Source organism: Mesorhizobium delmotii, assembly GCF_900149755.1.
GTDB classification, from domain to species: Bacteria; Pseudomonadota; Alphaproteobacteria; order Rhizobiales; family Rhizobiaceae; genus Mesorhizobium; species Mesorhizobium delmotii.
Window position 1 is genome coordinate 41,042 of record NZ_FUIG01000019.1, and the last position, 13,534, is coordinate 54,575.

General features: G+C 59.3%; 11 protein-coding genes and 3 pseudogenes. 7 read left to right on the forward strand and 7 right to left on the reverse strand.

From position 1 onward, the window contains the following. Positions 1–17 precede the first annotated feature (17 nt). From BQ8482_RS11065 to BQ8482_RS11085, 5 genes are all read left to right on the forward strand, one after another. Positions 18–956 carry an ABC transporter permease gene (locus BQ8482_RS11065; protein WP_123147666.1) on the forward strand — a complete coding sequence of 313 codons (939 nt, stop codon included), beginning with the start codon at positions 18–20 and terminating at the stop codon, positions 954–956. Beyond that, positions 953–1,819, forward strand: a complete 867-nt coding sequence (locus BQ8482_RS11070; RefSeq protein WP_123147667.1) for an ABC transporter permease — start codon at positions 953–955, stop codon at positions 1,817–1,819. The genes BQ8482_RS11065 and BQ8482_RS11070 overlap by 4 nt, the downstream gene beginning before the upstream one ends. Next, on the forward strand, positions 1,816–3,510 hold the full coding sequence (locus BQ8482_RS11075; RefSeq protein ID WP_123147668.1) for an ABC transporter ATP-binding protein: 1,695 nt from the start codon (positions 1,816–1,818) through the stop codon (positions 3,508–3,510). Before BQ8482_RS11070 ends, BQ8482_RS11075 begins: the two co-directional genes overlap by 4 nt. Then, entirely contained in the window at positions 3,491–4,264 is a 774-nt protein-coding gene (locus tag BQ8482_RS11080; RefSeq protein WP_123147669.1) for a class II aldolase/adducin family protein, read from the forward strand. Before BQ8482_RS11075 ends, BQ8482_RS11080 begins: the two co-directional genes overlap by 20 nt. Before the next feature lie 145 nt (positions 4,265–4,409). Continuing rightward, on the forward strand, positions 4,410–5,522 hold the full coding sequence (locus BQ8482_RS11085; RefSeq protein ID WP_123147670.1) for a uroporphyrinogen decarboxylase/cobalamine-independent methonine synthase family protein: 1,113 nt from the start codon (positions 4,410–4,412) through the stop codon (positions 5,520–5,522). Between the two features lie 391 nt (positions 5,523–5,913). Here BQ8482_RS11085 and BQ8482_RS11090 read toward each other — a convergent pair whose 3' ends face one another. The 5 genes and pseudogenes from BQ8482_RS11090 to BQ8482_RS11115 all read right to left on the reverse strand — a co-directional run bounded on the left by BQ8482_RS11090 (position 5,914) and on the right by BQ8482_RS11115 (position 9,691). Continuing rightward, complete coding sequence (locus BQ8482_RS11090) at positions 5,914–6,462, reverse strand: alpha/beta fold hydrolase (protein WP_208867650.1); 549 nt, start codon at positions 6,460–6,462, stop codon at positions 5,914–5,916. Positions 6,463–6,906: 444 nt separating this feature from the next. Beyond that, positions 6,907–7,080, reverse strand: a pseudogene (locus BQ8482_RS40310) (helix-turn-helix domain-containing protein); the annotation flags it as partial. A 106-nt stretch (positions 7,081–7,186) separates the two neighbouring features. Next, on the reverse strand, positions 7,187–7,891 hold the full coding sequence (locus tag BQ8482_RS11100) for a hypothetical protein (protein ID WP_244602737.1): 705 nt from the start codon (positions 7,889–7,891) through the stop codon (positions 7,187–7,189). Positions 7,892–8,336: 445 nt separating this feature from the next. Next, positions 8,337–8,609: a nitrate reductase gene (locus BQ8482_RS11110; protein WP_123147671.1), complete on the reverse strand. Its 273-nt coding sequence runs from the start codon at positions 8,607–8,609 to the stop codon at positions 8,337–8,339. An 83-nt stretch (positions 8,610–8,692) separates the two neighbouring features. Then, complete coding sequence (locus tag BQ8482_RS11115) at positions 8,693–9,691, reverse strand: DUF4158 domain-containing protein (RefSeq protein WP_244602738.1); 999 nt, start codon at positions 9,689–9,691, stop codon at positions 8,693–8,695. Positions 9,692–9,997: 306 nt separating this feature from the next. Here BQ8482_RS11115 and BQ8482_RS11120 point away from each other — a divergent pair. Beyond that, positions 9,998–10,381 (forward strand): annotated as a pseudogene (locus BQ8482_RS11120) (transketolase C-terminal domain-containing protein); the annotation flags it as partial. A gap of 433 nt (positions 10,382–10,814) precedes the next feature. Here BQ8482_RS11120 and BQ8482_RS11125 read toward each other — a convergent pair. Together BQ8482_RS11125 and BQ8482_RS11130 are read right to left on the reverse strand one after the other, a co-directional pair. Beyond that, on the reverse strand, positions 10,815–11,123 hold the full coding sequence (locus tag BQ8482_RS11125; RefSeq protein WP_165848513.1) for a hypothetical protein: 309 nt from the start codon (positions 11,121–11,123) through the stop codon (positions 10,815–10,817). Then, positions 11,059–12,613 (reverse strand): annotated as a pseudogene (locus BQ8482_RS11130) (MFS transporter). Before BQ8482_RS11130 ends, BQ8482_RS11125 begins: the two are co-directional and overlap by 65 nt. 425 nt (positions 12,614–13,038) lie before the next feature. Between BQ8482_RS11130 and BQ8482_RS11135 the strand changes: the two are divergent. Next, positions 13,039–13,500, forward strand: a complete 462-nt coding sequence (locus BQ8482_RS11135) for a Ros/MucR family transcriptional regulator (RefSeq protein WP_123147807.1) — start codon at positions 13,039–13,041, stop codon at positions 13,498–13,500. Positions 13,501–13,534 lie beyond the last annotated feature (34 nt).

The window sequence follows — 13,534 nt, forward strand, 5'->3', positions numbered from 1 at the left end:
TAGCGGTTTTGCTGCAAATGATCGTAAGACGCATCATCTTTGGTGCTTTGACGCTGTTGTTGGTCGCGACGATAATATTTGTCGCGACCGAGCTCCTGCCGGGCGATGCCGCGTTGCACATTCTGGGAAGAGACGCCACAGCGGAAAACCTCGCCGCCATGCGCGAACGGCTGGGGCTCGGACAGCCGTCTTATCTGCGCTACCTCGATTGGCTCGGCCACCTCGTCATCGGCGATCTCGGGACCTCGTTTGGCACCAACATGCCGGTCGCACCGCTCGTCGCCGATCGCCTTTGGAACACAATGCGGCTCGCCGCATTCGCCGCCCTTCTCTGCATGCCGCTGGGTTTCCTGCTGGGCGTTCGCTCGGCAATTCATGCCGGATCGGTGTTCGATCGATCGACGGGGATTGTCGCGCTCGTCGTTGCATCCTTGCCGGAATTCTTTCTCGGTCTGAGCTTAGTGTTCCTGTTCGCCGTGCAATTAGGCCTATTTCCCGCTATCGCCGTCGTGCGCCCGGGGCAGGATGCCGTTGCCTTCCTGCGCTCCGCCTTCCTCCCCGCACTGACGCTGGCTCTTTCCATGATCCCGCATCTCGTGCGCATGACGCGCGCGGCAATCATGGCCGAACTGACCAGCAGCTATGTCGAGACCAGCGTTCTGAAGGGCGTTTCGCGCTCGGCGATCATCTGGGGGCATGTGCTCCCCAACGTACTCGGATCGCTGATCTCCACGTCCGCGCTGATCCTTGCCTATCTCATCGCCGGCGTCGTCGTGGTCGAAACCGCCTTCGCATTTCCTGGCATCGGCCGCCTGATGGTCGACGCCGTTGCCAACAAGGACATGCCGCTCATTCAAGCCAGCGCGCTGGTGATGTCGGCGGTCTATGTCGTGACCAACTTGCTGGCCGACCTGTTTGCAGTGCTCGCCAGCCCCCGGATCGCGGAGGCCCGATGACCGATATCCGTCTCAATCTCCCGCTCGAAAGGCCCTTTACCGCAGCCATTCCGGTGCGATCCTGGGTCGGCATCGGCATCCTGGCCGTTCTGGCGCTACTCGTCTGCGCCGCACCGCTTCTGACATCGTTCGGCGAAGGTCAGATCATATCCGACGAGAGTTTTGCCTTTCCCGCCAATGCCGGCTGGCTCGGAACCGACCATCTGGGCCGGGACCTGTGGTCGCGGCTCCTCTACGGCGGCCGCTTTACGCTTCTGATCGCATTGGTGACGACGGTCATCACCTTCCTCGCCGGCGCCGGCATCGGCTTCTTCTCGGGGCTGGCGGGTGGTCTCGTGGATGACATCATAGGCCGCACCGTCGACGCGGTGCTTTCCATCCCCTCGATCATCCTGGCGCTTCTGGTGATCAACGCGCTCGGCACGTCGATCCCTACCGTCGTCGGCATCGTGGCGCTCATCGAAGCCTGCCGCGTCTTCCGGCTGGCGCGGGCGCTCGCGCTACAGATCGGCGCGCTGGACTATGTCGACGCCGCGCGGGCGCGGGGCGAGAGCCTCCTCTGGCTGGCGGTCCGGGAAGTTCTGCCGAATGCGACCGGCATGCTGGCGGCCGAGTTCGGCCTGCGCTTCACCTACATCATCCTGTTCATCTCCGCCCTTTCCTTCATCGGCCTTGGCGTTCAGCCGCCCACGGCCGACTGGGGCGTCATGGTGCGGGAAAATTCACAGGGCCTGCTCTATGGCTCGCCGGCCGCCCTGCTGCCGGCCGCCGCGATCGCCGTCGTGACCATCAGCATCAATCTCATCATCGATGGTTTCGTCGAGCGAGATCAGGGCAACCGCACGCCGGAGATGCTACCATGACCGCACTGATCGAAGTTCACGGCCTCAAGGTCGAGGTCGGGCGCGCGGAGGGGACCACGGTTCCGGTTCTTTCCGGCATCGACCTGGCGATCGCATCCGGCGAGGTGGTGGCGGCGATCGGCGCTTCCGGATCCGGCAAATCGACCCTGGGCCTGGCTCTCGCCGGCTATACCCGCCCCGGTGCCCGGGTCACCGCCGGCCGCATCCTTTTCGAGGGCAGGGACCTGCTGACCCTGCCGGGGCGAGAATTGCGCAAAATGCGCGGCGGAGAGATCGCGTTCGTGCCGCAAAGCGCGGCCGCGGGTTTCAATCCGGCATTAACGATCACACAACAGGTGGCCGAGCCTGCCATCGCCTCGGGCCTGAACGTCCGCGAGGCGAGGCAGCTGGCACAAAGGCTTTACGGCGAACTGGGATTGCCTGATCCTAGGGGGTTTGGTGATCACTACCCGCATCAGGTCAGCGGCGGCCAATTGCAGCGCGCCGCGGCCGCAATGGCTTTCGCTGGCCGGCCGAAGCTGATCGTCTTCGATGAGCCCACGACCGCGCTCGACGTTACCACGCAGGTGGGCGTGCTCGCCGCGTTTCGCGATCATATCCGCCGAAGCAATGTCGCCGCATTCTATATTTCGCATGACCTTGCTGTGGTAGCGCAATTGGCCGACCGCATAGTGGTGCTCGAACAGGGACGAATTGTCGATGAAGGCAGTGTCTCCGCCATCCTCGGCGGTCGATCGCGCGCGGCGAGCACGCCGAAAAAGGCGGCGCCAACCGCAGTACCGGCAGAGCCGTTACTGGCGGTTCGGAACCTGACGGTTCGCTATCCCAGGCAAATCAGGCACGCCATCGCGGACCTCACTTTCGATATCGGGCAAGGCGAAATCGTCGGCGTCGTCGGCGAATCCGGCTCGGGAAAGTCGACGCTGGGAAGGGTCCTCTCGGGCCTCGTGACGCCCCAGTCCGGGGAGATCACGTTCGGCGGCCTGGCAGTGTCCGCCGACGTCAGGCGGCGGCCGCGCGATCTCCAGCGGCGCATCCAGATCGCGTTTCAATCGGCCGATGTCGCGCTCAATCCCCGCCAAAGGATCCGCGATATCCTCGGCCGACCCATGACGCTTTTTCGGAAACTGGACGGCCGCGGGCGTGACAGCGAGATCGCCGCTCTTCTCGAGCTGGTGGAATTGCCATCCGACCTCGCCGGGCGTTTTCCCTGCCAGCTCTCCGGCGGCCAAAAGCAACGCGTCAATCTCGCGCGCGCATTGGCGGCCGAGCCCGACCTGCTCATCTGCGACGAAGTCACCTCGGCGCTCGACGAACCCTTGCGCGAGGCCATCATCGATCTCCTTCGGCGGCTCAACGAAAAGCGGCGGCTGGCGATGCTGTTCGTCACCCACGATCTGTCGACCATTGCCGATTTCGCCGACAGGCTTGTCGTCCTCCAGCAGGGCCGCATCGTCGAGACGGGACCGGCGCGGCATCTGATCGAACGGCCGCAACATCCCTATTCCGCGGAACTGGTTCACTCGATCCCGCAGCCCGATTCCGGCTGGCTCGATGTCGCGCTCGTTCGACGGGCCGCCAATCTTCGAGCGACCGCTGATGGCAGAACAGACGCTTTGTCGGCTCAGACGCGAACCCACGGAAAGATTATCACCATACCGGGAGAAAATTATGAGCGCATCGATGGGTGAAGTCGGCAACGACACGGACATTTCTGAAGAAGAGCAAACCTTGCGGGTCGATCTCGCAGCGGCGTATCGCCTTGCAGATCATTTTGGATGGGGCGATCTTACCTCAGCTCATTTCTCCGCAGCCATCCCCGGCGAGAAGAATGTGTTTCTCGTCAACCCTTACCCGAGCTATTTTCACCAGCTTTGCGCTAGCCATCTGATCAAACTGAATATGGATGGTAAGCAAGTTGGAGGACCGCCAAGCAATGTGAATCCTGCTGGCTTCACCATTCACAGTGCCGTGCACATGGCCCGCCCTGACGCGGGTTGCGTGATGCATGTTCACACCGTCGCGGGCATGGCTTTGAGTGCTCTCGACTGCGGGTTACTGCCATTGACGCAGCACGCATTGATATTCAACGAATCTATCGGATACCACGATTACGAGGGTATAGCCGATGATTTGGCCGAACGGGAACGGCTTGTCGCCGATCTTGCGAACCACAAAGCAGTAATCCTGAGAAACCACGGATTCTTGGTAGTAGGCCGAACAATTCCGGAAGCTTTCAAGACCATGTTCTACCTTGAGAAGGCAGCCACTGCACAATTGATGGCGATGGCAGCCTGCGCCAGTGGCGCGAAGATGGTTCAACCGAAGCCCGAAGTTTGCAAAAAAACCGCAGCGCAATATCGAGAGTTCGGGGTGTTCGGGACCGACGATTGGCCGGGGCATCTCAAGACGTTGGATGCCCAGGATCCATCCTTCAGAAATTAATCGAGGAACGCGTTGCTATCAACGTGGCTTGAAGCGGCGATTGCGAGGCGCTCGTCGCCGCTAACAACGTCGGTTTGTCTCACGAATCCCTAACTGCCGACGAAATGCGCCAGTACGGCTAACGTCAACCCATAACTGAAACGGAATGACATTCATGATTTTGCATCCTCTTTCAACCCAGATCGTTGGCAGCTATGCGAAGCCGCAATGGCTTGCACGGCACCAAAAAATGCGAGCACTCGATGGAAGCTGGTGGCGCCCGGAGCCTGAAGTACTGCAGGAAGCAAAGCGTGACGCTGTGCGGCTCGCGATCTACGAGCAAGAACGGGCAGGAATCGATATCGTCACCGATGGCGAAGCGCAGCGTGCGGCTTGGGATCGGGATTTCTTCGGTGCTTTGTCTGGGGTCGATATTGAGCATACGGAGGTTGCGGTTGTCGCCGCAGAAGAGCATCACCATCATCATCGCGACGAGACTGGCTGGGAAGAGTATAGCGAGATTGGTCGCGTCAAGCCTATCGTGACTGGTCCATTGCAGTTTCAGAGATCAGTTGCGACCAATGAAGTTCTCTTCGCGAAAAGCGTAGCACGGCAACCGTTGAAGGTTGCGATGGCCGGTCCGCTCTCCTTATCGCAGCAGTTGGTTGACCGGCATTACGGAGATGAAGAGGCGTTGATTTTGGCACTCGCGGCTGCCTTGAATATGGAGATGCGTGCGCTCCAGGCCGCTGGTGCCGATATCCTTCAAATCGACGAGGGCTCATGGCATTTTGACGTTGACCTTGCGCGGCGAGTTGGCCAGCGCGCAATTGCCCGCATGGTGGAAGGCATAACAGTGCCGACGATCGTCCACGTCTGCTACGGCTATTCGATCGTATATAAGGAAAAGTCGCCAAGCGCGCTATACCCGGAAGTCTTGCAGCTCCTGAGTGATTGCCCCGTTACTGGGATTAGCCTTGAATACGAGCAGCCTTCTCACACTCCCGATATCTTGAGCCATTGCGGAAACAAGCATGTCTTGATTGGTCTGCTTAATCTTGGCGACCATGAGGTAGAGAGCGCGGATCACGTCGCGAGCCGCCTACGTGCTGCTTTTGACGTAGTCCCCGCGGAGCGACTGCACCCCTGCTCTGACTGCGGCATGTGGTTCCTGCCTCGGGACGTAGCTTATGGGAAAATCAAAGCTCTAGTAGAGGGCACCCGTAAGGCTCGAAATCATGTCGAGAAAACCTTTACCAACGTAGGCGCGCTTGCGTAATAAAAAGTTGCTTAGCGCGCCAAAACGGTCCTCACGCTTTCACTTGCTGATGCGGGTCAGCCGTTAGCCGTACCGTCAGTCCGCGGCTATGCCGCTCACAGCGGCGTACCGCGGTCATTACGGGGTACTGTCGGGACTATGGTCCTAACCGTGCCCGACGATGTTCTTCAACTCGACTGCACCGCGGGGGGGGCGCGCCAGCTTCAGATCGCCAACATCACAGCCGCGTCCGAAGTTTTGGCAGCACGCGAGAACGGCGAAGAGCAAAAATCTCGGCGCGTATACTTCTCAGATAGACGCCGATCTTTAGTTCCTAGCGACGCCATCACGATGGATAACTTCGGCGACACCCAGATCACTCAAAGAAGCGCTCCCGATGGGCATCCTAACATTATGCCGCCTTCGAGTACGACAGGCCCGTAAGAACACTTCGCGCGAACAACTCTGGCTCCTCAGCCATCATGAAGTGACCTGTGCCAGGGATATTGATCCGAATTGTGCAACCCGCGTTGACCCAGTCGGGCACGTCCCAGCCGACTGCAGATTTTTCTCCTGCGATGAGGTAGATTGGTATGCCTAATGTCAGGACCTCTTTGATTCCCAATAAATAGCTGTCTGAGCTTGTTGCTGTGACAACGGCTTTTGCTTGTGCCTGAATGGTAGTGGCCGGTTGGTTATCAAGCCAACCTTTGGCAAGGGCGGTGGTCCACGGCGTTGTGGCAACGCCAGCGGATGAAAACCACTCGCCCGGGTCAGCACGATAGCCATTCATTATCGCTGCCACCTCTACCTCTTCTATTACAGCTAACGCACCGGTCCAGAAGGCGTCTTTAAGCGTAAAATTTCCTTCTACGCTTGTATAAGAAGCTATGAGATCCGGCCTTAATTGGCACACAAGAGCAGATACGGCACCGCCAACAGAGTGGCCAACGAGATGAATTTCTCTACGTCTAGATTGTTGATGTACCGTACGACGTGATCAGCTTGATCGTTCAACGCGAGGCCACTAACATCGACTTGACGGTATTCACCATACCCAATTAATTCTGGGGCGTGGACGCTTCTCCCGCCAAACGCGGACAAAATTCGCTTGTCTTGAAGGTTTCCAAAGAGCCCATGGACAAGGACAATTGGCGCATTCTGATGCAACATATAATTCCTAGGAATGCCCGCCGCGCGGCCGGAGTTCAAGCTTAATCTCGCGTCGTTCTGCAATAAAATAATCGCTCTAAACTTACCAGCGATTTTACGCGCAACCGCAGCCTGCGGTCCGGAAGGTGTCTTCGCGTGAGAGGTGAGCCACGTCCCGCAAACCCTGACAAGAGGATGCTTTCCAGAATACTGCCGACCTTGCCCGGCCTTTGATGCTGGTGTCCAGCTCAGCCTAAGGTTCATAGCGGACGCGCATGATGGTCTGTCGACTGGTTATGAACTTCCTGGCGACAGCCGAAACACTCATCCCCGCTGCGAGATTGTCGCGCACATCCTGCTTCTGTTTGTCGTTGAGAGTCGACGGGCACCCGAGAGCCTTGCCTTCTGTCTTGGCACGCTTGAGGCCACCGAGCTTGCAGCGGCGCTCGACACCATCGTCAGGTCCAATGCGCCGTTCGCCAGGCACTGCCGCGGAACGCCTGTCCCGGCGCGCGATGGGTTCAGCCTGTCAGTTACGCGTCGACATCGCCTATCGCGGCCGTACCGGCGACGGCATGTTGCGGCATCCGTCCTTCAAAATGTCGCTGGCATTCAGTGAGGCGCGCGCCGGCGAGCTCTAGGAGCGCGTAGGCTATCTCGTCCTCGGTCCAGCCGGATTCCGCTGCGCGCTCAACCAATTCCTGGAGGGCCGGTTCCAAGGTGATCTGGCATTGCAGGCCGCGGTCCGGATGGTCGGCCGGGCAGCTTGGTTCCACGATCATAACGCTCGATCGCTTCATTGCAGGCCATGGGCTCTCGCCCCTCTCCTTTTGCCACGCGAGGCGCGCCAGCTCACGTGTTGTTCGTGCGCGGCTCGGCAACCGCTTCATCTTGTCAACCAGCCGCTCCAGCGATCCCGCGCGTTCCAACTCCGTAAAGAAATGATGCGGCGTGACGCTACCGAGCCGGTGCATCTCGGCCAGCTTCCACACATACGGATAGTCGACCATGAAATCGGATCGAGGCGAGGCCTTGGACGGTTCAGCCTTGGTCAGGATGCCGCCCCCCACGAGCCGATCAGCCTTCTCGATGATTTGGCGCACCCTTGTTGTCGACAAGCCATGTTCCTGCGCCAGGTCGGCGAAGCTCTTGCCCTTCAGAAAGCCTTCGACCAGGGCGACGTTCCTATCGACGGTCGGGCTAAACCCCCAACAGGCGCGCAGTTTTTCCAGCATCATCCCGTTTGTTCATCCGGTTGTTCGCGCCCCTGCAAACCCTAACCGGCCAAATCGGCGCTTGGAAGACCCACCAGCGGTGTGGTCAACGCCTGACGTGACCGGGTTCTCGTATTCGGTGAAGGTGGTGCGGTTGAGGCCCAGGCCAGCCGTGATACCGAGCCTGTCGGTGGGATGCGCCCGGACCTTCAGATCGATGCCCTGGCCGTGACCTCCCCGACATTCTGCAGGTACTGAACCGGCTGCATGCCGACAAACATCTGGTAGTCTGTCGTGACATCGTAGTAGGCCGCCAGCGACGCCTCCAGCGTACCGTCCAGGACCGGTACTTGATCCCGAGCTCACCGTCGGGCGCGTAGCGCAGCCGCAATCGGCCGTTCCGATCGTCGTCCCGCCCAGCTTCGATGACATCATACTGCATGGATCGATTCCTTCATGCCGGGACGGCTCAATTCGGATCCTCGCCAGCGCCGATGACATCTTCTCTCGTCACCTCGGCAATCTCCTTGTGAAAGCGGATCATTTCGACCTTCTCGCTCGGCCGCATGATGCCGATCACGGTCTCAATGGCGGGACAATTCTCGTCCCGACAGGCAAGTTCGGTGATCGACACGACAACAGCATCGTCGAGGCTATACAGCTCGCGCACCCCTGCCTTGATCTGCCGGGTCTTCTCGGGAAGTGCCCGGCGCGGCGCAAACGGGTTGGCGAGACGATTCATCTTCTTTTTGTGGCTCCGCGACCCGGAAGGTTCCGTCACCTCCGGCTTGGAGGCAGCGGAATCTGACGATCATGCTTGAGGACTTATGCGTTCAGCGCGGTGACCGGACCGGGTTCGGCTCGGCATTTCATGAAGCCGTCCTCGACGATCTCTTTCGGCAGATTGCGGCCGATGAAGACGAGACGGCTCACGCGCGGCTCATTGTCCTTCCAGGGGCGCTGGTGATCGCCCTCGAGCAGCATGTGGACGGCCTGAACGACGAAGCGGTCGTCGTCATCCTTGAATGAGAGGATGCCCTTCATGCGCAGGATGTCCATGCCGAAACGCTGAGTGATCATCTGCGTCCAGGGCAGGAATTTTCTCGGATCGAGCGGCTGCTCGGTCACGAGAGAGAAACTCGTCACATGGTCGTCATGCTCGTGCTCGTGATCGCCATCCAGAAAATCAGGCTCGGCGCTCCGCGCGGCCAGATAAACCATCAAGCGAGCAATGTGATCGCGACGCGTTTCTTCACGGCGTGCATAGAGTGCAAACTTTCCAGCGTCGGCGCCAATCTGCTCAGCAACGTACTTTAGCATTGCGCGAGGCGGAGTTTCGTCGGTCGCCAACACCCTGCCTGGATATCGCATCAGGCAGAGCTGGACGGCAAATCCGAGCTGATTGTGTTCTCGTCTGCGAAGTCCAATCTCAAGCCTGTCAGCCGACGACAACGAATAGTGTCGGATGAGGCCGTCCTCATCGGTTGGTATATCGAAAAGCCTCTGTCGATCCTGAACCTTGAGAAGCCTCCGTTTTACCCATCGCCCAACTCCATCCACGACTAATCTGCCGGGAGCGTTGTCGAGTCGGACCGGCGAAGAAATCAAAACAGGGTGCCCTGCGATGGCAATCCACAGGGATCGGATGCTGCACAGCCGCACTACAGTAGAGTTCATGATCCGTTCGCCCTTAGCGTACGATTTCGCACTGCTCTTGTTCCGACCCCTCTTAGGGACTAGCGGAACATGGACACGCAATAAATTGCCTGCGGCCAGCAGGCTATTGAAACCGCGATAGTCCTGCTTGCCGTGGTGTTCACGCACGACGTTTCAGGCGGGCAGTCCATATCTCCATATTCACCGGATGTCCGAATTCGATCATGAACGCGTGTGCGGAATGAACAACATGACGTAATAGCGGGAGCGGTGGCCGCCTAAGATGTGGCGGCCATGTTCGAACATCTAGCCGGCTGGCTGTCCTCCGATAGAATGAAGACCGGGCTCACGATCGACACCGGGCCCAGGCATCGAAAAGAGGACAGCCATGAAGTAGTATCTCGGTCTCGACGTATCCATGAAGAGACGGCAATATCAATCCGGCAGGACGGCAAGAGAATTTGGTGGGGCAGCAAGGTTCCAGCCGTGCTCGACGAGTACGACGACACATTCCAGTTGGGCAAGGCACGCCTGTTGCGCGAGGGTGCGGATGTGCTGTTCATTTCCAGCGGCCTAATGATCTGCGCGCGCTGGAGGCGGCGAAGGCGTTTGAAGCAGACAGGATCGGCTGCGCCGTACTGCAGTTCCGACGATCAAGCCTTTGGACACGGAGGTGATACCGCGCGCGCTCCCGGACGGTCGGTGGTGCTCGCGGAGAACCACTTCATCATTGGTGGCGTGGGTGAAGGCGTTGCCGCCCTGCTGATGCGCGAGGGAGTGGTCCCAGTCTTTCGCCAGATCCCCCTGCCCGATGAGTTCCTCGAGGCTGGGGCGCTGCCGACGCTTCATGGTTGCTAAGGGATGTCGACTTCCGAACTCGTGCGCCGCGTCCGCAATTGAAACGAATGAGAAGCAAAGCCGCTTGCCATGCAACGTGGACTACCCCGCTGAAGCGCCTTGTCAAAAAAACGTTCCGAAGCCTGGGCTCTGCGTCGGGCATTTAGCTATGCTGCGCTCATTGCCCAAAGCTTCTTTGGATTCCCTCATAATAGCCTGGCCTTTTAGGAAGGCCTTCTCTGTCCCTTTACTGTTTGTTGAGTATATTGCGTCACGCTCATGAGCGGACATGATGGTATCTCGTACATGGCCAAGGCCCCCGGCGACCGACCCAGCGCCGGGGCCTTTTTACAGCTGCCGTTTCGGGCAGCCGACGAGGCATCGTCCGTCGCTGTCTGCAAAGGGGCGGAAATGGGGCCCTGAACCGGTTCCGTATAACAGAGCATCGGCACTCCTAGCGTTTCGACGAGACAAGCAGCATCATCGGGTCTTTCCGTTCTTCCTTCAGCTCCGGGACTTCCATGATCTGTTCCATCGACGGTGCGAACTCATTGACGGCTTCTATGGCAAATCTGGCACTGACCAGCGCGTTAAGGGTGGTTCCGATCCTGCGATGATACTTCACCACACCGTTGGCAAACCACTCGGTGCGACGCGGCGGACGTCTTGGATCAGCGATCGTTGACGCTTGCATGGGATCAACGCCGAAAAAAGAAGCTTGTCGATTGATCCCGCTTGCGGATCGCTCCGGTCGGCCGCTCAATTGAAAGCTTGGTGCGAGGTGGAACCTCTCCCACATGCAATTCGAGGAGACGCTGATCCAGTTCCTTGTCCGCCGCTGTGAGGCGATGGTTCAGGCGAAGGTAATCCATCCAGGTCGGCGTGCGGAATGTCTCTGTCCAATGCAACGGCTCCTGCAGATTCGCGCTGGAGGTTCCAGTGCCGAGCACCGACGCGGCTCTGCACTCGGCGTCGTTCCCGCATCTGGTCCAGGAAAGCTTCGACGTTGTTCTCCGGAATTGAGTACTCGATTTTCACGACAATCGGGCCGCTTCTCCACTTCAAGTCCAAGGCGAGCTCTGGCGTTTCGAAGGCAGAAGGGTCTAGGTCAGACTCTTTCCATTGCGAATGGGGAGCAGGAACCCGGTAGCGGCAACCAACAGGAGAGCGCCAGCGGAACTTTCCAGCGCCAATGTGAGCGAATAGTTCTCAGCCACCATACCCCACAGCCAGCTGCCGGCGGCGATGCCGCCTGCCGAAAGGGCAGAGTAAATCGAGAGCGTGCGACCAACGACCCACCGAGGGCTCGACAACTGCACGCTTACGTCAAGCCCCGTCCAGGTGACGACCCAGCCCGCGCCGCCGAGCGCCAAAGCCATAGTCGCCACAACCAGTGAAGGAGTGAAAGCAAGAGCCAGACAGCACGCCGCGCAGGCTATGCACGCCAGTGTTGTCAGTCGCTCCTGTGACAGCGACCGCCTCAGCACGTTGTTGCAGATGCCGGCGCACAAAGCGCCCGCCCCAAAGCCGGCCATCAGGATACCATAAGCGATCGGTCCTCCCCCAAGCTGATCGCGGTCGACCAGAGGCAGCAGCGCCAGTATCGAGATGCTGGCCAAACCGAAAAGCGCTCCCCGCGCAATTGCCGCCTTGATCTCCCCCGACAATGCCGTGAAGCGCGCTCCGTCATGAATGGCCGTGGTCATCGGCTCACGTGGAAGGGGTGAAGAGCCAACACTCCATTTGCAGCACCGTATGGCCCACAGCATCGAGAGGTAGGTCAGCGTCGCCAGAGCGAATGCCGTCAGAGGTCCTGAGGAGGCAACGACGATGCCGGCGAGCGCCGGGCCGATGCTTCGCACCGCGTTGTAGCCGACCGAGATCAGCGTCACCGCGGCCGGAACCTCGCGTTTTCGCAGGATGTCGCCGACCGACGCGTGCCAGGCAGGGTCGGTGAAAGCGGCGCCGCATCCGGCCAAACAGCTGAATGCGAGGATCATCCATGGATTGTAAAATCCCAGCCCCACAAGAGTAGTCAGCATCGTCGACGACAACGCTATCACGCACCAGCCGAGCGTCATCACATTGCGGCGGCTGAAATTGTCGGCAATGGCCCCGGCGAAGATCGACAGAATGAATACGGGCAGCGTCGTGGAAGCCTGCACCAGGGCGCCATCACGTCCGAAGTGGAGATATGGTTGCCATCAGCCAACTGATCGCCACCGTCTGCATCAGCCAGCCCAAGCTGGACACCTGTGCGGCAAGCCAGATCGAGCGAAAGGTCGGGTTCTCCAGTGGAGCAAACGTCGCCGACGAAACTGAAGCCGCGTCCGCGCGCGCCACCCTGCTCATTGGGCCGAGCCTCTCTTTTCGTGTAAAGGTCGCGTTGAAGTTTTCTCCTTGGCGCACTTGCCTATGGAGAGTGGCAGGATCAGGGCATTACAGACGCGTAGCTGAAGTTATTTTCGATGCCTCCTACCGGGCCGAAACCGAAACCCTTCTGCTAGAAAATGGCTGTTCATCCAATAGCCGAACCGCCTTAGCGGGCCAATCATGGTTCTGCCGGAACCTCTGAGCGGTGTTGAGAGAGCACTGCCGTGACTTTCATTGCTTTCCGGGACTGCCTTGATTATGAAGCGGAACTTCGCCCACTGCTTTCATTCAATCAGGAGCATTCCGTGACGGAAGAAGCCGAGAACAATACTGATGCCCTCATCGAGCTCACCGCTGACATCGTATCGGCCTATGTCTCGAAGAATCCAGTCCCCCTAGGCGAGCTTCCGGCCCTGATCGGGCAGGTGCACGCCGCGCTGAAGGGCACAGTCGGCGGCTCCCCAGAGAAGCCTGAAGCCCTCAAGCCTGCAGTGCCCATCAAGAAGTCGGTCACGCCCGACTACATCATCAGCCTGGAGGACGGAAAAAAGTTCAAGTCTCTGAAGCGGCATCTCTCTACCCGCTATGGTCTGACGCCCGACGAATACCGCGCCAAGTGGGGCCTACCGGCAGACTATCCGATGGTCGCCCCGAATTATGCCGCCGCGCGCTCGGCTTTGGCCAAGACTATTGGCCTCGGTAGAAAGCCTAACGAACCCGAACAGCCTGCACCTGCAAAAAGGACCCGCAAAAAGGCAGTGGCCTGATTGTCCGCACATTCGTTTTGGCACGCGGCGTTTG

Bases quoted from the DNA above. Each gene is read 5' to 3' on its own strand.
- BQ8482_RS11065 (WP_123147666.1), top strand. From the start codon at position 18: ATGATCGTAAGACGCATCATCTTTGGTGCTTTGACGCTGTTGTTGGTC.
- BQ8482_RS11070 (WP_123147667.1), top strand. From the start codon at position 953: ATGACCGATATCCGTCTCAATCTCCCGCTCGAAAGGCCCTTTACCGCA.
- BQ8482_RS11075 (WP_123147668.1), top strand. From the start codon at position 1,816: ATGACCGCACTGATCGAAGTTCACGGCCTCAAGGTCGAGGTCGGGCGC.
- BQ8482_RS11080 (WP_123147669.1), top strand. From the start codon at position 3,491: ATGAGCGCATCGATGGGTGAAGTCGGCAACGACACGGACATTTCTGAA.
- BQ8482_RS11085 (WP_123147670.1), top strand. From the start codon at position 4,410: ATGACATTCATGATTTTGCATCCTCTTTCAACCCAGATCGTTGGCAGC.
- BQ8482_RS11100 (WP_244602737.1), bottom strand. From the start codon at position 7,891: ATGATGCTGGAAAAACTGCGCGCCTGTTGGGGGTTTAGCCCGACCGTC.
- BQ8482_RS11110 (WP_123147671.1), bottom strand. From the start codon at position 8,609: ATGAATCGTCTCGCCAACCCGTTTGCGCCGCGCCGGGCACTTCCCGAG.